Source organism: Nitratireductor lacus, from assembly GCF_056431025.1.
Map to the genome: position 1 here is coordinate 349,968 of NZ_JBWKMB010000001.1, position 21,693 is coordinate 371,660.

The following is a 21,693-nucleotide window of genomic DNA, read 5'->3' on the forward strand; positions in this document are numbered from 1 at the left end:
TCAATCATCCTCAGCGAGCGGTGTCAACAGACCAAGTTCTTCCAGGTCGATATCCGTCAGCGGATCTTCATCTTCTGTGAGTTCGTCCGGATCACTCATTGGCTGCGGCACCGAGAAATTGGCCGGCATTCTGGCGGAAAGCAGCCCGGCCCCCTTCAACTCATCGACACCCGGCAGATCGCGCAGTTCCGTCAGCCCAAAGTGATCCAGAAATTCCGTGCTGGTTCCATAGGTTACCGGGCGTCCCGGTGTACGGCGGCGGCCGCGCATCTTGACCCAGCCCGTCTCGAGCAGAATGTCGAGTGTACCCTTGGACGTTTCGACACCGCGAATCTCTTCAATCTCGGCGCGTGTTACGGGCTGGTGATAGGCAATCACCGCCAGCATCTCGAGCGCGGCACGCGACAATTTGCGCTGCTGGACAGCATTCCGGTTCAAGAGGAACGAGAGGTCGCTCGCCGTCCGAAAGGCCCAGCAGTTTTCGACACGAACGAGGTTCACCCCGCGCTTTTCATAATCGCCCTGCAATTCCTTCAGTGCTTCGGTGACGTCCGTCCCATCCGGTAGACGCTCAGCCAGAATCCTCTCGGGCACCGGCTCCGCGCTGGCGAAAATGATCGCCTCCACCATGCGCTTGGCCTCGAGCAGGTGCGGCGAGCGCACCTCGCGTGCCTCAGCCTCCTGCTCGCCCTCACTGGCGGCAAACGGAACCACATTGCTGCTGTCAGTCATCGGCATTCTCAAACAGGCTGGCCGGGGCCTTCTTGCCCGTGCGCATATAGAGGGGCGCGAAAGGCTCCTGCTGCCGTATTTCAAGGGCCCCTTCCCGCACCAATTCTAGAGAGGCGGCGAACGCGCTTGCAGTGGCGGTCGCCCGTTCCTCGGCACTCGTCATATAGCGGATCAGAAAATGATCGAGCGCCGTCCAGTCGCCGAAGTCACCGATCATCCGCACCAGGATCTCGCGTGCCTGCTTGAGCGACCAGACGCCCCGCTGGGCGATGCGCACATTCGTCACCGCGCGCCGTTGACGCTGCGACGCATAGGCGGTCAGCAGGTCGTAAAGGGACGCGGTAAAAGCGCTTTCCCTCTGCACGATCACCGGTTCGGGCATGCCACGGGCAAACACGTCACGGCCCAGCCGGTTGCGGTTGACGAGCCGCGCCGCCGCATCGCGCATCGCCTCGAGCCGCTTCAGCCGGAACTGCAGGAGCGCTGCCATTTCCTCGCCGGTCGGCTCTTCATCCTCAGGTTTCTTGGGGATCAGCAGGCGTGATTTCAGATAGGCGAGCCAGGCCGCCATGACCAGATAATCGGCCGCCAGTTCCAGCCGCATCTTGCGCACCTTCTCGATGAAGGCGATGTACTGCTCGACAAGGGCGAGAACGGAAATGCGTGCAAGATCTACCTTCTGCGTGCGTGCCAGATGCAGAAGCAGGTCGAGCGGACCTTCAAAACCGTCGACGTCAACCGTCAGCGCAGGCTCGGAGACACCATGCTCCTTTGCCTGATCGTCCCACAGCTTGTCCATGGGTGCCGGTTTGACGGCAGTCTTTTCAGCGTTCTGCGCCAAGCGTCATTGACCCTTATCGTCAGGCGACCGCCGCGAAGCACTCCTCGAATTCCGCGCGTGCGGCCAATTCTTCCGTATCGTCTCCCGGATTGAGACAAGCCATTGCACGATTGGCCCGCTCCAGGCTCTTGCCCGACAATTCAGGCGCCTTTTCGGCGACAGCCTGCATTTCCGGCATAATGCCATGACAGTGAAGGACGAGATCGCAGCCCGCCGCAAGGATTGCTTCCGCCCGTTCAGAGAAATCCCCAGAAAGTGCGTGCATCGACACGTCATCGCTCATCAGGAGCCCGTCGAAGCCAATCTCGCCTCGGATGATGTCACACACCACCTTCCTGGATGTCGTTGCCGGACGCTCGGGATCAACCGCATGGAAGACAATATGCGCGGTCATAGCCATCGGCAGGTCCGCCAGCGCCTTGAACGGCACGAAATCATGCGCGCGCAGAGCATCCAGCGGAGCCGTCACCTCGGGAAGCGCCTTATGGCTGTCGGAGAAGGCGCGCCCATGGCCCGGCATGTGCTTCATCACCGGCAGAACACCGCCCGCCATCAGCCCCTCGCTCGCAGCGCGTCCAAGTGCAATCACCGTCTGCGGATCATGCGCATAGGCGCGATCGCCAATCACGTCATGCGCCCCTGCAATGGGGACGTCGAGCACCGGCAGGCAGTCCGCCGTGATCCCATAGCGTCTGAGGTCCATCGCATGCAGGCGCGACATCAGCCAGGCCGCGCGCAGTCCCGCTTCCGGGCTTTTCGCGTAAATGCGGCCGAGTTCGGAGGCCGTCGGATAGCTGCCTGCCATGGGCGGGCGGATGCGCTGCACCCTGCCCCCTTCCTGATCGATGAAAACCGGCGCATCCGGCCTGCCGACACTGTCGCGCATGGACGCGACGAGGTCGCTCAACTGTGCGGGCTCGCCGACATTGCGCGCAAACAGGATAAAGCCCCACGGCCGCTCATCACGATAGAAGGCGATTTCATCCGCCGTCAGTTCTTTCCCCGTCGCTCCGAGGATCATGGATTTTGATTCGCTCATGTCATCAGGATAGCCGGGCACGCGAATCTGGAAAAGAATACAAAAAACCGCCGCACGATGGCGGCGGTTTTTGCGCATTTTTTCTGGGCCTTATTTCGAAACGAAGCAGCTTCCTCCAGCGGATTTGAGCTGCGAACACAGACGGATCGCATCATCCTTCGAAGCCGAGGGAATACGCACACGGTAATACGTGCCCTTCCCAGCGATGTCGGCCTTGACGATGTTCACACCCTTTCCGGTCAGTAGGCCGCCATAGCGTCGCGCCATGTCCTGATAAGACTTTTGCGCGGCTTCCACCGTTGGCTGCGAGGAAATCTGCACCGACCAGCCGTCCGTACCCGAGGTTACCGGTGCCTGCGCGACAGGTTGTGCCGGCTGGCTCGGAGCGGCCGCCACCTGGGCGGGCTGCGTTCTTTCGGCTACAGGCTGCTGGGGCTGCGCCGGCGGCGCTGCGGGCCGTGATGTGGGAACAGGCGCCGTAGCCGGAACATTTGTCGCCACAGCATCCGTATCACCTGTTGCGTCGCCCGCCTGATCGGTCGCCGCCAGGCGTGCATCGGGCGTGGTTTCCAGGTTCGCCTGCGGCTGCGCATTGGCCGCCGGGCTCTCCTGAACCGGCAGAGCGTCGCTGCCCGTGCCGGCCGCAACTTCTGCATCCTGTGCCGGAGCTTCCGGCTCGCGAGGAACGATCGTGCCGTCTGGCCGCACCACCATGGTGCGGACGCGTCGCGGCGTCATTGCTGTCACCGGCTCGCTGGTCGGAGTCACGGAATCGTCCGCGCCCGGCACCAGACGCTCTTCAGACTTAAGCGCCGCCTGAGGCACGTCGACCGGCTCCTCCGCCGTTGAAACAAGCCGTTCCTGCACCGGGTTGTCACCCGCCTCAGCACCGGAAACCCGCTGATAGACCTGATTGTCCTGGTTGGGCACCTGCTGTCCGCCGGGGTTGTCGGGCTTCACCTTGATCGGTTCGTCATAGGCACGGACCACAACCGGCGCCGAATTGTCCTCACCGCCACCGCCAAATGCGAAAAGTCCGACAAGTGCGAGGACCGCAATGCCACCGAATGCGCCCGCCATTGCCAGGTTACGGCGGTTCCTGAACAGGCCCGGTCGCGCGGCAGGGCTGACCGCCATCGCCGGAGCGGCGGCATCGGCCCCACCCTCGAAGCCCTCGGAGGGGTCATCCCAGGATGCCATGTCCGAAACCACGAACGCGTCGGCAGCGTCGGCATTTCTCTTGTCGACCGCTCCCGCTTCATCCTGCTCGGCAAACGTATCCGGCTCGGGAAAACTGTCCGCAAAGGCCGTCTCGAAGCCGAAATCGTCATCCTCGCGTGCGGGCTCACCCGGCTGCAGGGCAGCGGCTGCATAGGCATCATCGAGCATTGCCGGACGCGGCTCCTCGTCGCCATCTGCCGGCCCTGTATCGGGCAGGCTCTCACTGTCGCCGAAAGCGCGCGCCAAGGCTCGCTCCAGATCGTCGGCTTCGGCCTCCGGCGCGCGCTCTGGCTCGCTCAGAAACTCCGGGATATGGGCGGCATCTTCCACCTGCACCCGTTCATTGCCCGGCACGTCCACCGTATCGATGTGTGGCACGGATGGCTCACCAGACGAAACGCCCGTCGCAGAGCGCTCTTCGGGCTGCAGCCAGAACGGCGCAGACAGGGATGCGTCAACCGGATCTTCACTGGAAGGCTCGTGTGTCTCCCGATCGGCGACCTCGGACACTGCCCAGGCAGAATCGACCGGCTCGCTCTCATCCGTCCGCGGCTGGAGGGTGGGCTCGACCACTTCCTGCTCGCCGAAAGCCTGCGCAGAAAGCTGCTCTTCCAGGCTTGCGGTAAAGTCGTGCTCTTCGCGTGCAACATCGCCGTCGACGGCACTCGCACGCTCTGCTCCCTGCGCTATTGAGGAGGCAAACGCCTGGGGGGAAAGGAACGGATCGGCGCTTACGGCATTTTCTGGAGCCGAACCGACATCCATCCGCATGTCGGGCTGTCCAGCAGTTTCGATAGCATCGAAGACGGCCGGCTCATCGCCTGCGGCACTTTCCGCTTCAGCCCCATCGGCCTCCAAATGATCGAACTGATGTGCATGGAAGGCCTCGGGGTTCGCAGACTCATCCACCTTATCTTCGCTTGCATCGTCGGGACTGAACCAATCCTCGACAGCGAGCGAAGCTTCAAGATCGTTGTCGAGCTGCGCGAAATCCTGCTCGCCAAACTCCAGATCACTACTGTCTGCCGGCTCTTCAATCGGCTCTTCGCGGGGCTGTTCTACGACGCTGGCAGGAGCGGAAGGCTCGCTTGCATCGAGCTCAAACTCTGAAAAATGCTGCTCGAAATCATCGTCCTCAAGACCCTGTTCAGGCCCGGAAGATCGATGATCCACCTGCTGCGGGTCAGAAACGGATGAGACCTCTTCAGCCGGTTCCAGGCGCATCTCGCTTTCGAAACTGGAGGCGAAGCTTTCATCGAGTTCATCGGCCATGTCCGCAGCCATATCGACCGAAGGCTCGTCATGCGCCGGCACCGCCTTACCGGCAGCCGGTTGGACATCGAAACGCCAGTCGCTCGATTGCCGGGGCTCCCAGTCGTTCTGGGCTCCCATTTCTTCGTGAACCTCGTCGGAAAACTCCGCCAGATCGCCCAGCAGTTCGTTTTCGAGCTCAAGTGCGAGATCATCGCCCTCCTGCTCGGTTTCACTGCCAGACACCTCGGCGCGCCGTGGATCGTGCCCCATGATGCGGGTCAGTTCCGCAAAAGGGTCGTCCTCAGAAAAAACGGCGCTGTCCGCGCGTTGGTTCGAGCTATGATCTGCCATGCTTTTTTCCGCACTCACACTCGGTAGACGCCCGCGACGTCGTACAATTGTCGGGTACCAGCGCAATGTGGGCAAAAGGTGACAGACTACCGCACCCCTTACGGGATGGGGTCAGCGCATCTCAGAAGGCGCCTCCGCCCCGATCAACGCAAGTCCGGATGTCAACACATCTCGAACTGCCTGCACCAGACCCAGTCTGGCATAGGTCAATTCTGGATCGTTAACCTTAACAAAACGTAAGTCAGCTGTCTCGCTACCTCTGTTCCACTGGGCGTGGAACAGGCTGGCCAGGTCATAAAGGTAAAATGCAAGCCTGTGCGGCTCCATTGCCTGGGCAGCACTTTCAACCAGTCGCGGATACTCTGCCAGCTTGCGCACGAGAGCCATTTCGCCTTCGTCGGTGAGTTTGCCAAGCTGCGCTTTCATCTCTGCGCGGCTGAAACCGGTGACGCCGAGCTGCTCGCCCGCCTGGCGAAACGCCGAATGACTGCGCGCCGACGCATACTGAACGTAGAAGACCGGATTGTCCTTGGACTGTTCTGTCACTTTCTCAAAGTCGAAATCGAGCGAGGCGTCATTCTTGCGATAAAGCATCATGAAGCGGATCGGATCACGCCCCACCTCGTCCACCGCCTCCCGAAGCGTGACGAACTCCCCTGCCCGCTTGGACATGCGCACGGGCTCACCACCACGGAACAGCTTCACGAGCTGGCACAGAAGCACAGTCAGATCGACCCTGTCCTCGGCCAGCGCACGCGCTACGGCCTGCAGCCGTTTGACATAGCCGCTATGGTCGGCCCCAAGCACATAGATCAGATGCTCAAAGCCCCGGTCCAGTTTGTCCTTCATATAGGCCACGTCAGCCGCGAAATAGGTGAAGCTGCCATCCGATTTCATCAGCGGACGATCGATGTCATCACCCACTTCGGTGGACCGGAACAGCGTCTGCTCGCGATCTTCCCAGTCTTCGGGCTTCTGCCCCTTCGGCGGCGGCAGCTTGCCCTTGTAGACATGTCCCTTCATGGTCAGGTCGTTGATCGCCGACCTGATCATTCCGCCGTTGCCCTCATGCAGCGAACGTTCAGAGAAAAACACGTCATGGCGAATGTTGAGCGCGGCAAGGTCGTCGCGGATCATCGCCATCATGCTTTCGACAGCCCTGTCCTTGACGATGGTCAGCGCCTCGGTGGCCGGCATCTCCAGAAGTTTCGTACCGAATTCCTCGGCGAGCGTCCGGCCAAGCGGCTTCAGATAGTCCCCCGGATAAAGCCCTGCGGGAATTTCGTCGATCTTCTCGCCAAGGGCCTCGCGGTAACGCAGCATCACCGACTGACCAAGCACGTCGATCTGCACGCCCGCATCGTTGATGTAATATTCGCGCGCCACGTCATAACCCGCGAAGGCAAGGAGATTGGCGAGCGCGTCGCCCACCACCGCGCCCCGGCAATGGCCCACATGCATCGGCCCGGTCGGGTTGGCCGAAACATACTCTACATTCACCTTCTCGCCCCCGCCCATCTGCGAGCGGCCGTAATCGGTGCCGAGATCCAGCATTTCGCCAAGCCGCGCCTGCCAGAAGCCGTCGCTGAGTTTCAGGTTCACAAAGCCCGGACCGGCCACGGTGGCCGCCGCCACATCAGGATCGGCCTCGAATGCCCTGGCAATCTTTTCGCCAAGCGCACGCGGGTTTTCACCGACGGTCTTTGCCAGCACCATGGCCGCATTGGTCGCCACATCGCCATGACTTGCATCCCGCGGCGGTTCCACGGCCACACGCGAAAGGTCGAGCGCCTCGCCACTGCTGGAACGCAGGTCTAAAGCTTCAATGGTCTTGGCGACCCGATTTGTGAAATCGGCGAAAATGTTCATGGACGATGTCCTGAAAAATGAATCTTTATCATCCGCCCTCCGGCGGAATTGCGGTTGGCACTAGCTTAATTCAGGAGTCTGGTCAAACAGGCGCCGGTGTTCCTTCACTGCATATGTGTCGGTCATGCCCGAGAGGAAATCGGCCACCAGCCTTGCCTTCTCCGCATCGTCCACCGCTTCCAGGCCTTCCCGCCATCCCTCAGGCATCTCGCGCGGACTGGCGAAATAGGCATCGAAAAGATCCTTCACGATCCGGTCGGCGTGAGCCCTGACGGCAACCACAGCTTCGTGGCGATAAAGATTGGCATAAAGAAAACGCTTCAGCTCCTTCTCATCGGCGGCCATGCGCTGTGAAAACGCAACGATTGTGCAGCCCGCATCATGGATCGCATCGGCACTGGCAGGCTGCAGGGCCTTGAGCCGCTCCCGCGAAGCAACGATCACATCCTCCACCATGGCCGTGATCTGGCGCCGCATCAGCTCGTGTCCACGACGCACCTGGTCAAGGTCGGGATAGCGGCGCCCCACCTCCGCCAGGATCGCTCCGGGCAGCCCCACCTCTTCCAGCATTTCAAGCGTCAGCAGCCCCGAGCGCAGGCCATCGTCAATGTCATGCGCGTTATAGGCGATGTCATCGGCAATCGCCGCGCACTGCGCTTCGATACCGGCGAAGCGGGCCAGCTCCAGATCGTGACGCGCCACATAGTCGAGAATGGGCTGCGGCACAGGACCATCAAGCCCCTCACCCTCGGCATTCGTCAGCGGCCCATTGTGCTTGACCAGCCCTTCCAGTGTCTCCCACGAAAGGTTCAGACCGTCGAATTCCGCATAGCGGCTTTCAAGCTCGGTCACGATCCGCAGCGACTGCGCATTGTGGTCGAAACCGCCCCAGCGCGCCATGCGCTCGTCGAGCGCATCTTCCCCCGTATGCCCGAACGGGGTGTGGCCGAAATCATGCACGAGTGCGATGGCCTCCGCCAGATCCTCGTCGCAGCAAAGCGCCCGGGCCAGGGCGCGCGCAATCTGGGCGACTTCAATCGAATGAGTCAGTCGTGTGCGATAATGATCGCCTTCATGGGCGATGAAGACCTGCGTCTTGTGCTTCAGACGGCGAAACGCTGTCGAATGGATTATGCGGTCCCGGTCGCGCTGGAATGGCGTGCGCGTCGGGCTTTCCGGCTCCGCGACGAGCCGTCCGCGCGATGCTGCCGGGTCCGTTGCGTAAACGGCACGCGGGCGATAGCCGAAACCGATATTCTGCAACCCCTGTTCACTGTCCATTGCTCGCAACACCCTGTCGGACGAACCGTTTCCGGCTCGCCATTGCCCTCGTCCGAAACCCGACCGCATCGCTCAGGTTGACTTGCCGCCTGCGGCTTCATACCTATTCTATGAACACGAACGCAAGGTGACCGTCAGGACAACCATTATGGGCATGGACGCGGGAACGGAAATGAAGAGCGTTGAACTCACCGAGGCTGCGGCGAAGCGCATCACGACCATCCTTAGGGACGAACCGGGCAAGATCGCCCTGCGCGTCTCCGTGGAAGGGGGTGGATGCTCTGGCTTCTCCTATGCTTTCGATCTGACCGATCAGCGCAATGACGACGACCACGCCATCGAACGGGACGGAGCGACCGTCCTGATCGACGACCTGTCGCTTGTCTATATGGGCGGCTCGGTCATCGACTTTGTCGACGATCTGATCGGTCAGTCCTTCCAGATCAGGAATCCAAACGCCGTCGCCTCCTGCGGCTGCGGAACCAGTTTCTCGATCTGATCTTCTCCGGCTTCAGAAAAAAACGCCGCGTGCTATCCACGCGACGCTTTTTTCGCATGTTCAGTCGACTGCCCTCACCAGGCCCATTTGTTCCTCGGCATCCGCTCAGTCATTGCCCTCTACCCCTGCGCGCTCTGCCCCGGCCTCCTGCGGCAGGATCAGGTTCAGAACGATCGCCAGAAAGGCTGCAGGCAGTAGACCGGAGGTCATGAGGATCTGCGCCGTCTTCGGCAGATGCTGGAGGGCTCCCGGTTCAAGCTGCAGTCCCAGCCCGACTGACAGCGAAACGGCAAAGATCACCATGTTTCGCCGGTTCCAGTGCACATCCGCCAGCATGTTGATGCCGGCTGCCGCCACCATGCCGAACATCACGATCACGCCTCCGCCGAGCACCATGATCGGCACCGTCGAGATCAGCGCGCCCACCTTCGGGATAAGCCCGCACAGGATCAGGAAGATCGCACCATAGGTCACCACATGCCGGCTCATCACGCCGGTCATGGAAATCAGGCCGACATTCTGGCTGAACGAGGTGTTTGGCAGACCGCCGAAAATACCCGCAATGGCCGTTCCCAGCCCGTCCGCATAGGTTGCCCCGGAGATTTCTTTCTCTGTCGCCTCGCGGCCCGCGCCGCCCTTGGTGATTCCGGAAACATCCCCGACCGTCTCGATAGCCGAGATGACGGCCATGAAACACATGCCGATAATGGCCGGGGCGGCGAGCTCGAAGCCCCATTTGAACGGCACCGGAACCGCCACCCACGATGCATTGCCCACATTGGAGAAGCTCACCATCCCCATGGCGAGCGCCACGACATAGCCCGCGATAAGGCCGAGCAGCACCGCCGCGATCGACCACATGCCGCGAGCGAAGAATTTGAGGAGCAGCGTGACGACCACCACGACCAGCGCCACGCTCCAGTTTTGCAGAGTGCCATATTCCGGCTTTCCGATCAGTGGGACACCGCCCGCGGAATACTGGATTCCCACCCGAATGAGCGACAGGCCGATCATCAGCACGATCAATCCCGTCACCAGAGGCGGTAGCGCAAAACGCAGGCGTCCCACGAAACTGCCGAGAAAGAAGTGGAAGATACCGCCAATGACGACACCGCCCATCAGCGCTCCCATGGCGGCCACGCCCTGCCCCGCGACAATCGGGATCATCACCGGCAGAAACGCGAAGCTGGTGCCCTGAACAATAGGAAGGCGTCCGCCCACCGGCCCCATGCCGATCGTCTGGAAGAGGGTCGCGATGCCGGCAAACAGCATCGACATCTGGATCATGTAGATGAGGTTGGGAAAATCCGGCGAGTTGGAGCCAAACCCGAAACCGGCAGCCCCCGCCACGATGATCGCCGGTGTCACATTGGAAACGAACATCGCAAGTACGTGCTGGATGCCAAGCGGCACTGCCTGCAACAGCGGCGGCGTATAGTCGGGATTGCTCAAGTCTGCGCGCGACAGCTCATCGCCGCCGGTCATCGTTGTCTGTGTCATTCTTGTTCCCCGGTTGTGCTTCAGAAGCCCTGAAATCTTTTTGGCGAAGCATCGGACACAAACGCGGGCGCTTCTATCTATATTTTTTTGAAAGACAGCCAGATTTCAAACACCAGTTGCACGAAACACCAAGGAATCTACCGAAGGAAATTCTTCAACATTTTCTGCTTGGATCATCCCTGTTTCGGCACCGCTGCAAGACCTGGCAGCCGATACGAGCAACATGCCCACTCTGATCGAAAGACACCGAACCCCTCATGCTTTCACTTCAGGCTCTAAAGAGGTCCGCCCGATACGAGCTGATACGCGCTGGTTTGGAGGGAACGGCCCTCGCCCTGCGGACCGGCCTGCCATTGGCCGATGCGCAACGCGGTGTCATTTTCGCTCTGCATCACGTCGATCCTGAAAGCACGGCCAGCTGGGTTCCCAATGCCTGGTTGAGCATAACGCCGGCCTTCCTCGAGGAGGCCATCCGGGTCGCCCGCGAAGAGGGGCTGATACCGATCGCACTCGAAGAGCTTCCAGAGCGACTTTCCGACCCTGCGGACACGCGTCGTTACGTGTGCTTCACACTGGACGACGGCTATCGGGACAATGCGCGCTTCGCCGCCCCTGTTTTCCGGCGTCAGGCCGTTCCCTATACGATCTTCCTCACATCCGGCTTTGTTGAGCGCTCCAGGTCAATCTGGTGGAAGACGGCGCAGGAACTGGTCATGAAAACGACCAGTGTCGACCTTTCGCCCTGGGGTGCCGATGAGCGCGTCCAGCTCGAAGGCCGCGCCGACAGGGTCGGCCTGTTCGACCGGCTGTCGAACGCTGTAAGCGATGCAGAAGACGAAGACGCGGCGGTCGCCCGGCTCGACGCACTGGCCCGGGCCCATGGCATAGACGCGCTGGCCATCACCGAGCGCCTTACAATGGATGCCGGCGCGCTTGCCGAACTTGCTGAGGATCCCCTCGCCAGCTTTGGCGCACACACACTCACACACGCAAACCTGCGCAAGGTAAGTCCGCAACGCCTGCAACACGAGATGATACACTCAGCCGGGAAGGTGCGAGACTATGTGGGCGCCGCTCCAGCGACCTTCGCCTATCCCTATGGCTACCCGTCCGCCGTCGGTGCGCGCGAGATCGCCGCTGCAAGGGAAGCCGGCTTTGCCGCTGCCGTCACCACGGATCCCGGCCTCCTTTCGCAGGCATCCCGCGACGCTCAGACAGCACTCCCCCGCGTATCGTTGAACGGTTTCTACCAGCGCAAACGCTATGTGCGCGCACTCTTGTCCGGCCTGCCGTTTCGGCTGCGGCGGCGCTGATTCCGAAACGGACCATCGCACGGCACGACCTGTCAGTATCCTGCACAAGGCGGTTGCGGCGCATTCCCGACCCACCTAAGAAAGAGTTGAGTTGTGGAAGGGCCCCATGAAGATCGCTACCTGGAACATCAACGGCGTCAAGGCGCGCATCGACAACCTCCTGCACTGGCTCGAGGAGTCCAGCCCGGACATTGCCTGCCTGCAGGAGATCAAATCCGTGGACGAGCTCTTTCCGCGCGAGCCGATCGAAGCGCTCGGCTACCATGTGGAGACCCACGGCCAGAAAGGCTTCAACGGTGTGGCGCTCCTCTCGAAACTACGCTTCGACGAGGTCAATCGCGGCCTGCCGGGCGACGAAGGTGACGAGCAGGCCCGCTTCATCGAAGGCGTATTCTCCACCGACAGGGGCGCGCTTCGGGTCGTCTCGCTCTATCTACCGAACGGCAATCCTGTCGACAGCGAAAAATTCCCCTACAAGCTCGGCTGGATGGAACGGCTTGAAAAGTGGAGTGCCGAACGGCTCAAGCTTGAAGAACCGCTGGTTCTGGCCGGCGACTATAACGTCATCCCCGAGCCGGAAGACGCGAAAAACCCCGACGCATGGGTGGGCGACGCCCTCTTTCGCCCGGAAAGCCGCCAGGCCTTTCGACGTCTGGGTGCTCTGGGCTTCACCGATGCGTTGCGCGCTGTCAATCAGGACGACGGAGTCTATACCTTCTGGGATTATCAGGCCGGCGCCTGGCAGAAGAACAACGGCATCCGCATCGATCACCTCATGCTGTCGCCGGAAGCGGCCGACCATCTGGGGTCCGTTGCGGTCGAAAAGCACACGCGCGGCTGGGAAAAGCCGTCTGATCACGTCCCCGTCGTTCTTGACCTGAAATTGCGCCCCGCCTGAAAGCCAGGCCGCATTGCTCTCAGGCAATGGTCGCAAACCGCAGCCTGTGCTAACATGATCGCGTTATGACCATGTTACGGCACGTTGGGATCGCCGCATTGGCGGTCGCGCTTTCCCTACCGGTCGCGGGCTCCTCCGCGGCCGAATGCCAGTGCCGTGCCAATGGATCGGCTTTTCGTCAGGGAGAAACAACCTGCCTCGCACTTCCTGACGGGCCGCGTCTGGCACGGTGCGAGATGGTTCTCAACAATTCGTCCTGGAAGATTCTCGATCAGGCCTGCCTCCAGACGTCGAAGCATCTGGAAAGAGAAAGCCCGATGACGGTGGCGCATTATGGCGCCCTGTTTGGCGGGGACTAGGGTCAGGAAAAGTGGGAACCGGTTTTCCGTCCGGAATTGCCCAACATCAATAAGATAGAGCGCCTTTGTAATTCGAGGAAATGTGGAAGCGCTCTAACTGCCCGCCATCCGTCCGATCAGTCGAAACCGTTTTCGCGCAGATCATGCGCCAGTGCGATTGCCGTGCGCCGGTCCGATTCCCCGGCCAGAGCGAAAGCCTGTTCCTGCATGGCCCGGATCCAGCCGACATCGTTCGGCGCGGCCCGGTCAAGTGCCGCCGTCATCATCGCCAGCCCTTTCACCACGCGGCCACTTTCGAACAGGATGTGTCCAAGCATGGCCTGGGCCCCGGCATGTCCCTTCTCGGCGGCAAGCTGGAACCAGCGCGCAGCCTGCTGCACGCTCTGGGCCACGCCCTCCCCGTCCAGAAACATCCGGCCGACCTGATACTGAGCCTCTGGATTGCGATATGTCGCCGCCGCACGCATGAAATGCTCCTGTGCGGCCAGAGGATTGGCGCGGATCGGGCTGTCTGGAATGCCCGTTTTCAGATATTTGCCGAGCGCCACAAGCGCGTCCGAAACATAGGTCTCGTCCGGGCTGCCGGGCCGCACGTCCTGCTGCGCCACCGCTGAGAAGAATTTAAACGCCTCGCGGTCGTTGCGGGCAACACCGTCGCCTTCGGCATACATGCGTGCGAGCTTCCAGCGCGCGCCGACCTGCCCGTTCTCCGCAGCATAGCGGTAGGCTTCAAGGGCCTCTTCCTTGTCGCCCCGTTTGTAAGCAGAGAAAGCGAAGCGAAACACAGCCCAGGGGCTGCGTTTCTCCTGCTCCTGAATGACAGCGTTCTCGTCCAGCGCGTAAGCGGTGTCCGGCAGCGCCACGGAGGACGCTACCAGACCGGCAAGAACAGCTGCTTTCCCTGCTTCAAATATCCGCATAACAGTGCGTTTCTTTCTTTGCCCCGGGATGGGTCACCGCGCCATCGCGCGCCGGTCCAACCGTCTGAGCGTATTTCCAGATCGCGCCGGACTGATAATCCGTCTCGCGCGGTTTCCATTCCTTGGCCCGCTCTGCGAGTTCTTCTTCGCTGAGCGCCACGTCGATCGTGCCGGCTTCGGCGTCAATCGAAATCACATCGCCGTCCTTCAGGAGCCCGATCGGCCCGCAGGCAGCGGCTTCCGGCCCCACATGGCCAATGCAGAACCCGCGGGTCGCACCCGAGAAGCGTCCATCGGTGATGAGCGCAACCTTGTCACCCATGCCCTGACCGTAGAGCGCTGCCGTGGTCGCGAGCATCTCGCGCATACCCGGTCCACCTTTCGGACCTTCGTAGCGAATGACCAGCACTTCGCCTTCCTTGTACTTCCGCTCCTGAACGGCTGCGAAACACTCCTCCTCGGAATCGAAGCAGCGCGCCGGACCCGAAAACGTCAGGTTCTTCATGCCGGCGACCTTCACAATCGCCCCTTCGGGAGCCAGATTGCCCTTTAGGCCAACCACACCGCCGGTCTTGGTGATCGGATTGTTGGCCGGGCGAACCACATCCTGATCTTCATTCCATGGAACATGCTCCATGTTTTCGGCAATTGTGCGGCCAGTCACGGTCATGCAGTCGCCGTGCAGATATCCGTGTTCCAGCAGCGTCTTCATCAGCAACGGAATTCCGCCGGCCTCGAACATGTCCTTGGCGACATATTTGCCGCCCGGCTTCAGATCGGCGATATACGGGGTCTTCTTGAAGATCTCCGCCACGTCGAACAGGGTGAACTCAATACCCGCCTCATGGGCGATGGCCGGCAGGTGCAGCGCCGCGTTGGTCGAGCCGCCCGAGGCCGCCACGACCGCGGCTGCGTTTTCCAGCGCCTTGAGGGTCACGATGTCACGCGGCCGGATCTGCTTGGCGATGAGCTCCATCACCTTCTCGCCCGATGCGTAGTTGAACCGGTCACGCATCTCGTAAGGAGCCGGCGCGCCGCAGGAATAGGGCAGCGCCAGGCCAATCGCCTCGGCAACCGTTGCCATTGTGTTGGCGGTGAACTGCGCGCCGCAGGAGCCGGCCGACGGGCACGCCGCCTGCTCGATCTCGGTCAGGTCTTCGTCGGAGATCGTGCCCACGGAATGCTGGCCGACGGCCTCGAACACATCCTGAACCGTGATCTGCCGGCCGCGATAGGTACCGGGCAGGATCGAACCGCCATAGATAAAGACGGACGGCACATTGAGGCGCACCATCGCCATCATCATGCCGGGGAGCGACTTGTCGCAGCCTGCCAGGCCAACCAGCGCATCGTAGCAATGGCCGCGCATGGTGAGCTCGACGGAATCAGCAATGACGTCACGCGACACGAGCGACGATTTCATGCCCTGGTGCCCCATGGCAATGCCGTCTGTCACCGTGATGGTGGTGAACTCGCGCGGCGTGCCGTGGGCCGCCGCGACGCCCTTCTTGACCACCTGCGCCTGACGCATCAGCGAAATGTTGCAGGGCGCAGCCTCGTTCCAGCAGGTTGCAACACCCACGAGCGGCTGCGCGATCTCTTCTTCCGAAAGCCCCATGGCGTAGAGATACGAGCGATGCGGTGCCCTTGCCGGGCCCACCGTGACGTATCGGCTTGGAAGTTTGTCTTTCGAAATTGCTTTTGCGTCCATAATTACCCCAGCCGCAGCGCGCGGCACTTCTCCTGAACAGTCGGTTGTGTCCCGTGCGCCATCGAGTTTTTTCGATGCGCCGGGTTTATGGCGGGAAATTGGCGTTTCGTCCCGCCCCTGTCTTAACCGAATGCTTATTGAGAAACTGTTGCCAAATGAGCACAGAGACCTGTGCACAAGAGTCAGGGGACGTCAGCAGGAGAGAACAGGGCGCCCAAAGCGCCCTGCCCGGGGTCGCAGGTTCACGACCGCGCCGCTTGTTCCTCGCGCCTGCGCGCGATGATGGAAGCGACGATCGAACCGCCGATAAGGAGCACCGTAACCGAGAGGGCCAGCGGCGAGGGAATCTTGATCCAGTGGGCGACCAGCATTTTCAGGCCGATAAAGATCAGCACCAGCGACAGACCGGTCTTCAGGTGTTTGAAGGTGCGCATCATGCCGGACAGCACAAAGAACATCGCACGCAGCCCCATGACCGCAAACACGTTGGAAGAAAAGACGATGAAGGGGTCGTTGGAGATCGCCAGAACGGCAGGAATGGAATCGACGGCGAAGATCAGGTCCGTGAACTCCACCGTGACCAGAACGACAAATAGCGGCGTCATGAAGAGAACGCCGTTGCGCCGGGTGAGAAAACGCGAGCCGTGATATTCCTCCGTCACACGCCCGGTGCGCATCAGAAGTTTCACGATGCGGCTTTCCCCGGGGTCCACCATCTCCTCGTCCGATGTCATCATCTTGAAGCCGGAGAAAACGAGAAGCGCGCCCAGCGCCATGCCGATGATCATGAACTGATCGACCAGCTTCACGCCCGGCACGATCAGCGAGAGACGCATGACGATCGCCCCCAGAATGCCATAGAAAAGCACACGGTACTGCGCCTCGGACGGCACCTTGAAGTAGGTGAAGATCAGGGCGATGACAAAGATGTTGTCCAGCGAAAGCGCCTGCTCGATCAGATAGCCGGTCAGGAATTCCGCGCCACGATCCTTGCCGCCGAAGTAGAACACGCCCATGGCAAAAACCATGGCGAGAGCCACGTAGCCTGCAACGGTTTTCATGGCTTCGCGCGTCGTGATGACGTGGTCGCGCCGGTGCAGGACAAAAAGATCGAAAAAGAGAACCACAGCCACGAAGGCCAGAAAACCGGGCCACAGCCAGTCATGCGTTGTCATGGGAAGATACGAGGTTTGCGCCGCGTTTGCGCGTTGTCGTTCGATCCGACATCACAGGCAACGCCTTGCCTGCCAGAGGGGCCCGGATCGGGTGACTGCCTCTATGTGCGGTATAAACCGCAGCAATACAAGTCCGCGCAGGCCCCGCCCATACACAGGCCATGCAAAAATGCATGGCGCGCCCGCTCCAAAAAACGAAAAGACCCGGCCGGAGCCGGGTCTTCAGAAAATCAGGAACTCGAGAAGCTGGCTATCACCATTTGACCTTATAGTTGGCTGAAACAATTCCGGCCCAACCGGAATCCACCGCATTGCCAACTTCGATACCCTTGGTAGCTTCAGCGCTCGTCAAATAAGAAAGGGCTCCGCCGAAGCGAAGCTCGCCTCCAAGGGCGTCTTTCACGCTAACACCAGCGGCCAAGAGCCATTTGTCTGTCCGAAAATCGTACCCGGTTGAAACCCCGCGATCCCATTGAAGGCTCACCAGACCAGAAACATTGTCCGTGAACGCATGGCCAACGCCACCAGTCACTGTCCAGCCATCTCGCCAGTAATATTGGTTCTGACTGGTGCCAACGCCCACAACATTCAAATTCAGCGTTTCGTTGACCGACCAGTCCGTCCACCGCACAGAGCCAAATGCAAGCCAGCCCGGAGCAATGCCCGACTGAACTTTCAGTTCCACGCTCTGAGGCAATTCGCCATTGCCAAATGCCGTCACTGGAACCGGACCGAAAAGCGGGTGCTGGAGTGTGCCCCCACCCGACGCATCATGCGAAGTCCCCGAGCGATACATGAGCTCCGTCCGGAAAGCGATTTCCGGAATCTCGTAAGCCAGGCCGGCGCGCCAACCAACAGCATTGCTGCTCAGGTCAATATCAAGAGCGCCACCTGCGCCCGTGAAATCGTAGTTGAAGCGCTCGACAAACGCTCCACCCAAAACGGCAAGGCGTCCCTTTGCCATGTTCAGGAATACAGCGCAGGTCGCACCAAACTCGGTAACCGTAAATTTCTCAGAAACCTTGAGCGCCGGACCAAACGGGGATGCGTAGCTGGATGCTGCACCGTAAACGTCGGTATAGGTGCCAGCGCATGACAGGTTGTCGGTCACCTTCAGCTTGATGGCCCCACTCGGTATCACATAAGTGTCGAGATAATCCGTGCCAACGAGTGCCGGATTCGTTGACTTGGAAAACTTCTGCGTAGGCACAACAATGATCGCGCCGGCGCGCATGTTGAAGTTGCCGTCCTCGTAGAGAATATCCGTATCCGCTGTACCACGCGAAAAACCGCCAGCCTGGGCTGAACCAATCGCGGCAGCCAACACGGTCGAAGCCGAAAGAATTCGAACCAAACGCATGAGATCCCCTCTCCTCCAATTGCTGGTCCGAGAATAGCAGCGCGGTCTCGAACCTCAATTGTTACTGTACAGCTTGTCGCACCTCACGCTTACGTTAACGTAATACGCCTATCGGATATTGGCGAGACAATCCGTGCGCCAAGGACCAGCAAAGAGGCAAGCGCCTTAAAATTCCCCTGAAATCGACACATTTTGTCTAGCTGGCTTCGCAAATTCACCACCAGTTGCGCAAATGCAACACCCGCCAGGGATTTCGCACAACCGTCACAAATCACCCTCAGGGAAGCCATTTTCGGATTGCTCCGCACGCCGCGAAATTACGAATCAGGATTGTGCAGTACAAGAAAAGCCGCGCCCACCTGAAAAGGGAGCGCGGCTTTCATTCGATTGTCATTTCGCGGGCTAGCCGACCGGCTCAGCCAGCTTCCCTGACACGGGCGAGCGCCACTTCCAGCCTGCCCTTTGCATCGGCGAATTCAGCAAGCTTCTCACGCTCTGCCGCAACGATCTCCTGCGGCGCATTGGCAACGAATTTCTCGTTTCCAAGCTTCTTTTCCAGACGCTGCATTTCCGAGGCCGTCTTGGCGATCTCCTTCTCAAGCCGCGCTGCTTCCGCCGACAGGTCGATCAGATCGCCCAGCGGCAGGCAGAACGTGGTGTCGCCGAGCACAATCTGCGCCGAGCCCTTCGGCGCTTCACCGGCAAAGCCAAGCTCTCCCACGCGTGCAAGCCGCCGAATGGCCGGGTCATGGCGTGCGATGCGCGCCCGCGTTGCCTCATCGGCCCCCACGGCCACCAGCGGCGCCGTGGCAGACGGCGGCACGTTCATCTCTGCGCGCACCGAACGGATGCCAGACACGAGGTCGACAAGCCAGTTGATGTCGGCAGCCGCGTCCGCATCCTCGAAGTCAGGCGCCGGCCAGCGGGTCAGCGCCAGAACGCTGTCGCGCCCGGCCTCACCGCCGGTATGCGCCCAGAGCTCTTCCGTCATGAAGGGCATCATCGGATGCAGAAGCTTGTAGGTCTCGTCGAGCACATGGGCCGCACAGGCGCGGGCCTCGGCCTTGGCCTCTTCGTCGTCACCGGCGAACACCGGCTTCAACAGCTCCAGATACCAGTCGCAGAACAGGCTCCATACGAAACGATAGGCCGTGCCGGCCGCCTCGTTGAAGCGATAGGTCTCGATGCTCTCCGTCACGCCCTTCGCCGCCCGCGTCAGCTCCGTCAGGATCCAGCGGTTGATCGCGAGCTTCGCATTCTCGGGACGGAAACTCTCATCCCGCTTGACGCCGTTTATCTCGGCAAAACGCGTCGCGTTCCAGAGCTTGGTGCCGAAATTGCGGTAGCCCGCAACGCGCGCCGGATCGAGCTTCACGTCGCGGCCCTGTGCGGCCATGATCGTCAGCGTGAAGCGCAGCGCGTCCGCGCCATACTCATCGATCAGCTCGAGCGGATCGATGACGTTGCCCTTCGACTTCGACATCTTGGCGCCGTTCTTGTCACGCACCAGCGCATGAACATATACCGTGTGGAACGGCTCTTCTTCCATGAAGTGCATGCCCATCATCATCATCCGGGCAACCCAGAAGAAAATGATGTCGAAGCCGGTGACCAGAACCGAGGTCGGATAGTAGCGCGCAAGCTCCGGTGTCTTGTCCGGCCAGCCGAGCGTCGAGAACGGCCACAGCGCCGAAGAGAACCAGGTGTCGAGCACGTCTTCGTCACGCGTCAGGATATCGCCCGGCTCGAAATTCTCGAGCTTCTCTTCCACCCAGGCCTTCCAGGGGCCTTCATGCGAGATGTAGTGCTGGATTGCCGCCTCAAGCGCGGTTTCCTCGTCCTTCTCGACGAAAACCTGCCCGTCGGGACCATACCAGGCGGGGATCTGGTGCCCCCACCAGAGCTGACGGGAAACACACCAGGGCTGGATGTTCTCCATCCACTCGAAATAGGTCTTTTCCCAGTTCTTCGGCACGAACTTCGTGCGGCCCTCGCGCACGGATGCGATGGCGGGCTTCGCCAGCGTCTTCGCATCCACATACCACTGGTCTGTCAGGAACGGCTCGATCGGCACGCCGCCACGGTCGCCATGGGGCACCATGTGCTTGTGCGGCTCGATCTTCTCCAGAAGCCCGGCCTCTTCCATCATCGCCACGATCTTCTTGCGCGCATCGAACCGGTCGACGCCGTCGAGCTCGGCGATCGTGCGGGCGAGCGGCGCATCGGCCCCTTCCAGCCCCTCGAGAAACGCCTCATTGCCGTTGAGCGTGATCGTTGCGTCCGTCGCCATCACGTTGATCTGCGCCAGATCATGCCGCTTGCCGACCTCGAAATCGTTGAAGTCGTGCGCAGGCGTCATCTTCACCGCGCCGGTGCCCGCTTCCGGGTCCGGATACTCGTCGGCAACGATGGGAATGCGGCGGCCGACCAGCGGCAGGAGCACGTTCTTGCCAATCAGTTCCTTGTAGCGCGGATCGTCGGGGTGAACCGCAACACCGGAATCGCCCAGCATCGTCTCCGGACGCGTCGTCGCCACGACCACATAGTCGCGCGTCTCATAGCCATCCGGCTGCCCATCCGACGGCCGCCAGATAACGCGGTTGCCCTCGTCGTCCAGCCTGTAGGGATGCTCATAGGTCAGCCCGTCGGCGAGCGGATAACGGAAGTGCCAGAGATTGCCGTTGGTCTCGACCTGCTCGACCTCCAGGTCCGAGATCGCCGTCAGCAGCTTCGGGTCCCAGTTGACGAGACGCTTGTCCTTGTAGATCAGCTCCTGCTTGTAGAGCGAGACGAACACCTCCACCACGGCCTTCGAAAGGCCCTCGTCCATGGTGAAACGCTCACGCGACCAGTCGCAGGACGCGCCCAGCCGCTTGAGCTGGTTCATGATCGCGCCGCCCGACTCCGCCTTCCAGTCCCAGATCTTTTCGACGAACTTCTCGCGACCCATGTCGCGGCGATGCTGCTGCTTCTCCAAAAGCTGCCGCTCGACCACCATCTGGGTGGCGATGCCCGCATGGTCCATGCCCGGCTGCCAGAGCACGTCCCTGCCCCGCATGCGCTCGAAGCGCACCATGATGTCCTGCAGCGTGTTGTTGAGCGCGTGGCCCATATGCAGCGAACCGGTCACGTTCGGCGGCGGAATGACAATGGTAAAGGCTTCCGCGCCCGCTTCTGCACCGGCTCCGGCCCTGAACGCATCAGCCTCTTCCCAGCGAGCGGCGATTTTCGGCTCGACGCTTGCCGCGTCGTAAGTCTTTTCAAGCATAAGGGTTTCCGCGCTAGAGCAGTCCCGGAAACGTGAAAACGGCCCCTCCGGAACTGCATGAAATCAACAGTCGGATCGCTTCACCGTCTTTCTGAAAAACGG

Annotated in this window: 16 protein-coding genes; 4 read left to right on the forward strand and 12 right to left on the reverse strand. The window is 60.9% G+C overall.

All coding sequences use genetic code 11. The features are described from left to right. From scpB to AC07E3_RS01755, 6 genes are all read right to left on the reverse strand, one after another. Positions 1 to 732, reverse strand: coding sequence for an SMC-Scp complex subunit ScpB (gene scpB, locus AC07E3_RS01730; protein WP_478360115.1), 732 nt, complete (start codon positions 730 to 732; stop codon positions 1 to 3). After that, the gene (locus AC07E3_RS01735) at positions 725 to 1,531 is read right to left on the reverse strand and encodes a segregation and condensation protein A (protein WP_336068725.1); all 807 of its coding nucleotides are present in this window, start codon (positions 1,529 to 1,531) and stop codon (positions 725 to 727) included. Before AC07E3_RS01735 ends, scpB begins: the two co-directional genes overlap by 8 nt. A gap of 61 nt (positions 1,532 to 1,592) precedes the next feature. Beyond that, on the reverse strand, positions 1,593 to 2,612 hold the full coding sequence (gene nagZ / locus AC07E3_RS01740; protein WP_478360116.1) for a beta-N-acetylhexosaminidase: 1,020 nt from the start codon (positions 2,610 to 2,612) through the stop codon (positions 1,593 to 1,595). Between the two features lie 90 nt (positions 2,613 to 2,702). After that, positions 2,703 to 5,438 (reverse strand): SPOR domain-containing protein, encoded by a 2,736-nt coding sequence (locus AC07E3_RS01745; protein ID WP_478360117.1) that lies wholly within the window; start codon positions 5,436 to 5,438, stop codon positions 2,703 to 2,705. 111 nt (positions 5,439 to 5,549) lie between these two features. Continuing rightward, positions 5,550 to 7,307: an arginine--tRNA ligase gene (argS, locus tag AC07E3_RS01750; protein WP_478360118.1), complete on the reverse strand. Its 1,758-nt coding sequence runs from the start codon at positions 7,305 to 7,307 to the stop codon at positions 5,550 to 5,552. 60 nt (positions 7,308 to 7,367) lie between these two features. Continuing rightward, positions 7,368 to 8,588 carry a deoxyguanosinetriphosphate triphosphohydrolase gene (locus tag AC07E3_RS01755; protein ID WP_478360119.1) on the reverse strand — a complete coding sequence of 407 codons (1,221 nt, stop codon included), beginning with the start codon at positions 8,586 to 8,588 and terminating at the stop codon, positions 7,368 to 7,370. 148 nt (positions 8,589 to 8,736) lie between these two features. Between AC07E3_RS01755 and erpA the strand changes: the two genes are divergently transcribed. Further along, a complete protein-coding gene (gene erpA / locus AC07E3_RS01760) occupies positions 8,737 to 9,087 on the forward strand; it encodes an iron-sulfur cluster insertion protein ErpA (RefSeq protein WP_065815095.1) in 351 nt (116 codons plus the stop codon). A 105-nt stretch (positions 9,088 to 9,192) separates the two neighbouring features. Here the strand turns inward: erpA and AC07E3_RS01765 are convergent, their stop codons facing one another. Then, positions 9,193 to 10,587 (reverse strand): uracil-xanthine permease family protein, encoded by a 1,395-nt coding sequence (locus AC07E3_RS01765; protein WP_336068362.1) that lies wholly within the window; start codon positions 10,585 to 10,587, stop codon positions 9,193 to 9,195. A 314-nt stretch (positions 10,588 to 10,901) separates the two neighbouring features. Here AC07E3_RS01765 and AC07E3_RS01770 point away from each other — a divergent pair, with 314 nt between their 5' ends. The 3 genes from AC07E3_RS01770 (at position 10,902) to AC07E3_RS01780 (ending at position 13,157) form a co-directional block, all read left to right on the forward strand. After that, positions 10,902 to 11,900, forward strand: coding sequence for a polysaccharide deacetylase family protein (locus tag AC07E3_RS01770; RefSeq protein WP_478360120.1), 999 nt, complete (start codon positions 10,902 to 10,904; stop codon positions 11,898 to 11,900). A 106-nt stretch (positions 11,901 to 12,006) separates the two neighbouring features. Then, positions 12,007 to 12,798 carry an exodeoxyribonuclease III gene (gene xth / locus AC07E3_RS01775; RefSeq protein ID WP_336068358.1) on the forward strand — a complete coding sequence of 264 codons (792 nt, stop codon included), beginning with the start codon at positions 12,007 to 12,009 and terminating at the stop codon, positions 12,796 to 12,798. Between the two features lie 65 nt (positions 12,799 to 12,863). Continuing rightward, entirely contained in the window at positions 12,864 to 13,157 is a 294-nt protein-coding gene (locus tag AC07E3_RS01780) for a hypothetical protein (protein ID WP_336068356.1), read from the forward strand. Between the two features lie 116 nt (positions 13,158 to 13,273). Here the strand turns inward: AC07E3_RS01780 and AC07E3_RS01785 are convergent, their stop codons facing one another. The 5 genes from AC07E3_RS01785 to AC07E3_RS01805 all read right to left on the reverse strand — a co-directional run bounded on the left by AC07E3_RS01785 (position 13,274) and on the right by AC07E3_RS01805 (position 21,591). Next, positions 13,274 to 14,077 carry a tetratricopeptide repeat protein gene (locus AC07E3_RS01785; RefSeq protein WP_065815092.1) on the reverse strand — a complete coding sequence of 268 codons (804 nt, stop codon included), beginning with the start codon at positions 14,075 to 14,077 and terminating at the stop codon, positions 13,274 to 13,276. Next, on the reverse strand, positions 14,064 to 15,788 hold the full coding sequence (gene ilvD / locus AC07E3_RS01790) for a dihydroxy-acid dehydratase (RefSeq protein WP_336068353.1): 1,725 nt from the start codon (positions 15,786 to 15,788) through the stop codon (positions 14,064 to 14,066). Before ilvD ends, AC07E3_RS01785 begins: the two co-directional genes overlap by 14 nt. A 242-nt stretch (positions 15,789 to 16,030) precedes the next feature. Further along, positions 16,031 to 16,963 (reverse strand): TerC family protein, encoded by a 933-nt coding sequence (locus tag AC07E3_RS01795; RefSeq protein WP_336068351.1) that lies wholly within the window; start codon positions 16,961 to 16,963, stop codon positions 16,031 to 16,033. 253 nt (positions 16,964 to 17,216) lie between these two features. Further along, the gene (locus tag AC07E3_RS01800; protein WP_478360121.1) at positions 17,217 to 18,323 is read right to left on the reverse strand and encodes an outer membrane protein transport protein; all 1,107 of its coding nucleotides are present in this window, start codon (positions 18,321 to 18,323) and stop codon (positions 17,217 to 17,219) included. Positions 18,324 to 18,738: 415 nt separating this feature from the next. Then, a complete protein-coding gene (locus tag AC07E3_RS01805; RefSeq protein WP_478360122.1) occupies positions 18,739 to 21,591 on the reverse strand; it encodes a valine--tRNA ligase in 2,853 nt (950 codons plus the stop codon). Positions 21,592 to 21,693 lie beyond the last annotated feature (102 nt).

Bases quoted from the DNA above. Each gene is read 5' to 3' on its own strand.
- AC07E3_RS01805 (WP_478360122.1), bottom strand. From the start codon at position 21,591: ATGCTTGAAAAGACTTACGACGCGGCAAGCGTCGAGCCGAAAATCGCC.
- AC07E3_RS01755 (WP_478360119.1), bottom strand. From the start codon at position 8,588: ATGGACAGTGAACAGGGGTTGCAGAATATCGGTTTCGGCTATCGCCCG.
- erpA (WP_065815095.1), top strand. From the start codon at position 8,737: ATGGGCATGGACGCGGGAACGGAAATGAAGAGCGTTGAACTCACCGAG.
- scpB (WP_478360115.1), bottom strand. From the start codon at position 732: ATGACTGACAGCAGCAATGTGGTTCCGTTTGCCGCCAGTGAGGGCGAG.
- AC07E3_RS01795 (WP_336068351.1), bottom strand. From the start codon at position 16,963: ATGACAACGCATGACTGGCTGTGGCCCGGTTTTCTGGCCTTCGTGGCT.
- argS (WP_478360118.1), bottom strand. From the start codon at position 7,307: ATGAACATTTTCGCCGATTTCACAAATCGGGTCGCCAAGACCATTGAA.
- AC07E3_RS01765 (WP_336068362.1), bottom strand. From the start codon at position 10,587: ATGACACAGACAACGATGACCGGCGGCGATGAGCTGTCGCGCGCAGAC.
- AC07E3_RS01785 (WP_065815092.1), bottom strand. From the start codon at position 14,077: ATGCGGATATTTGAAGCAGGGAAAGCAGCTGTTCTTGCCGGTCTGGTA.
- ilvD (WP_336068353.1), bottom strand. From the start codon at position 15,788: ATGGACGCAAAAGCAATTTCGAAAGACAAACTTCCAAGCCGATACGTC.
- AC07E3_RS01735 (WP_336068725.1), bottom strand. From the start codon at position 1,531: ATGGACAAGCTGTGGGACGATCAGGCAAAGGAGCATGGTGTCTCCGAG.
- xth (WP_336068358.1), top strand. From the start codon at position 12,007: ATGAAGATCGCTACCTGGAACATCAACGGCGTCAAGGCGCGCATCGAC.
- AC07E3_RS01780 (WP_336068356.1), top strand. From the start codon at position 12,864: ATGACCATGTTACGGCACGTTGGGATCGCCGCATTGGCGGTCGCGCTT.
- nagZ (WP_478360116.1), bottom strand. From the start codon at position 2,612: ATGAGCGAATCAAAATCCATGATCCTCGGAGCGACGGGGAAAGAACTG.
- AC07E3_RS01800 (WP_478360121.1), bottom strand. From the start codon at position 18,323: ATGCGTTTGGTTCGAATTCTTTCGGCTTCGACCGTGTTGGCTGCCGCG.
- AC07E3_RS01745 (WP_478360117.1), bottom strand. From the start codon at position 5,438: ATGGCAGATCATAGCTCGAACCAACGCGCGGACAGCGCCGTTTTTTCT.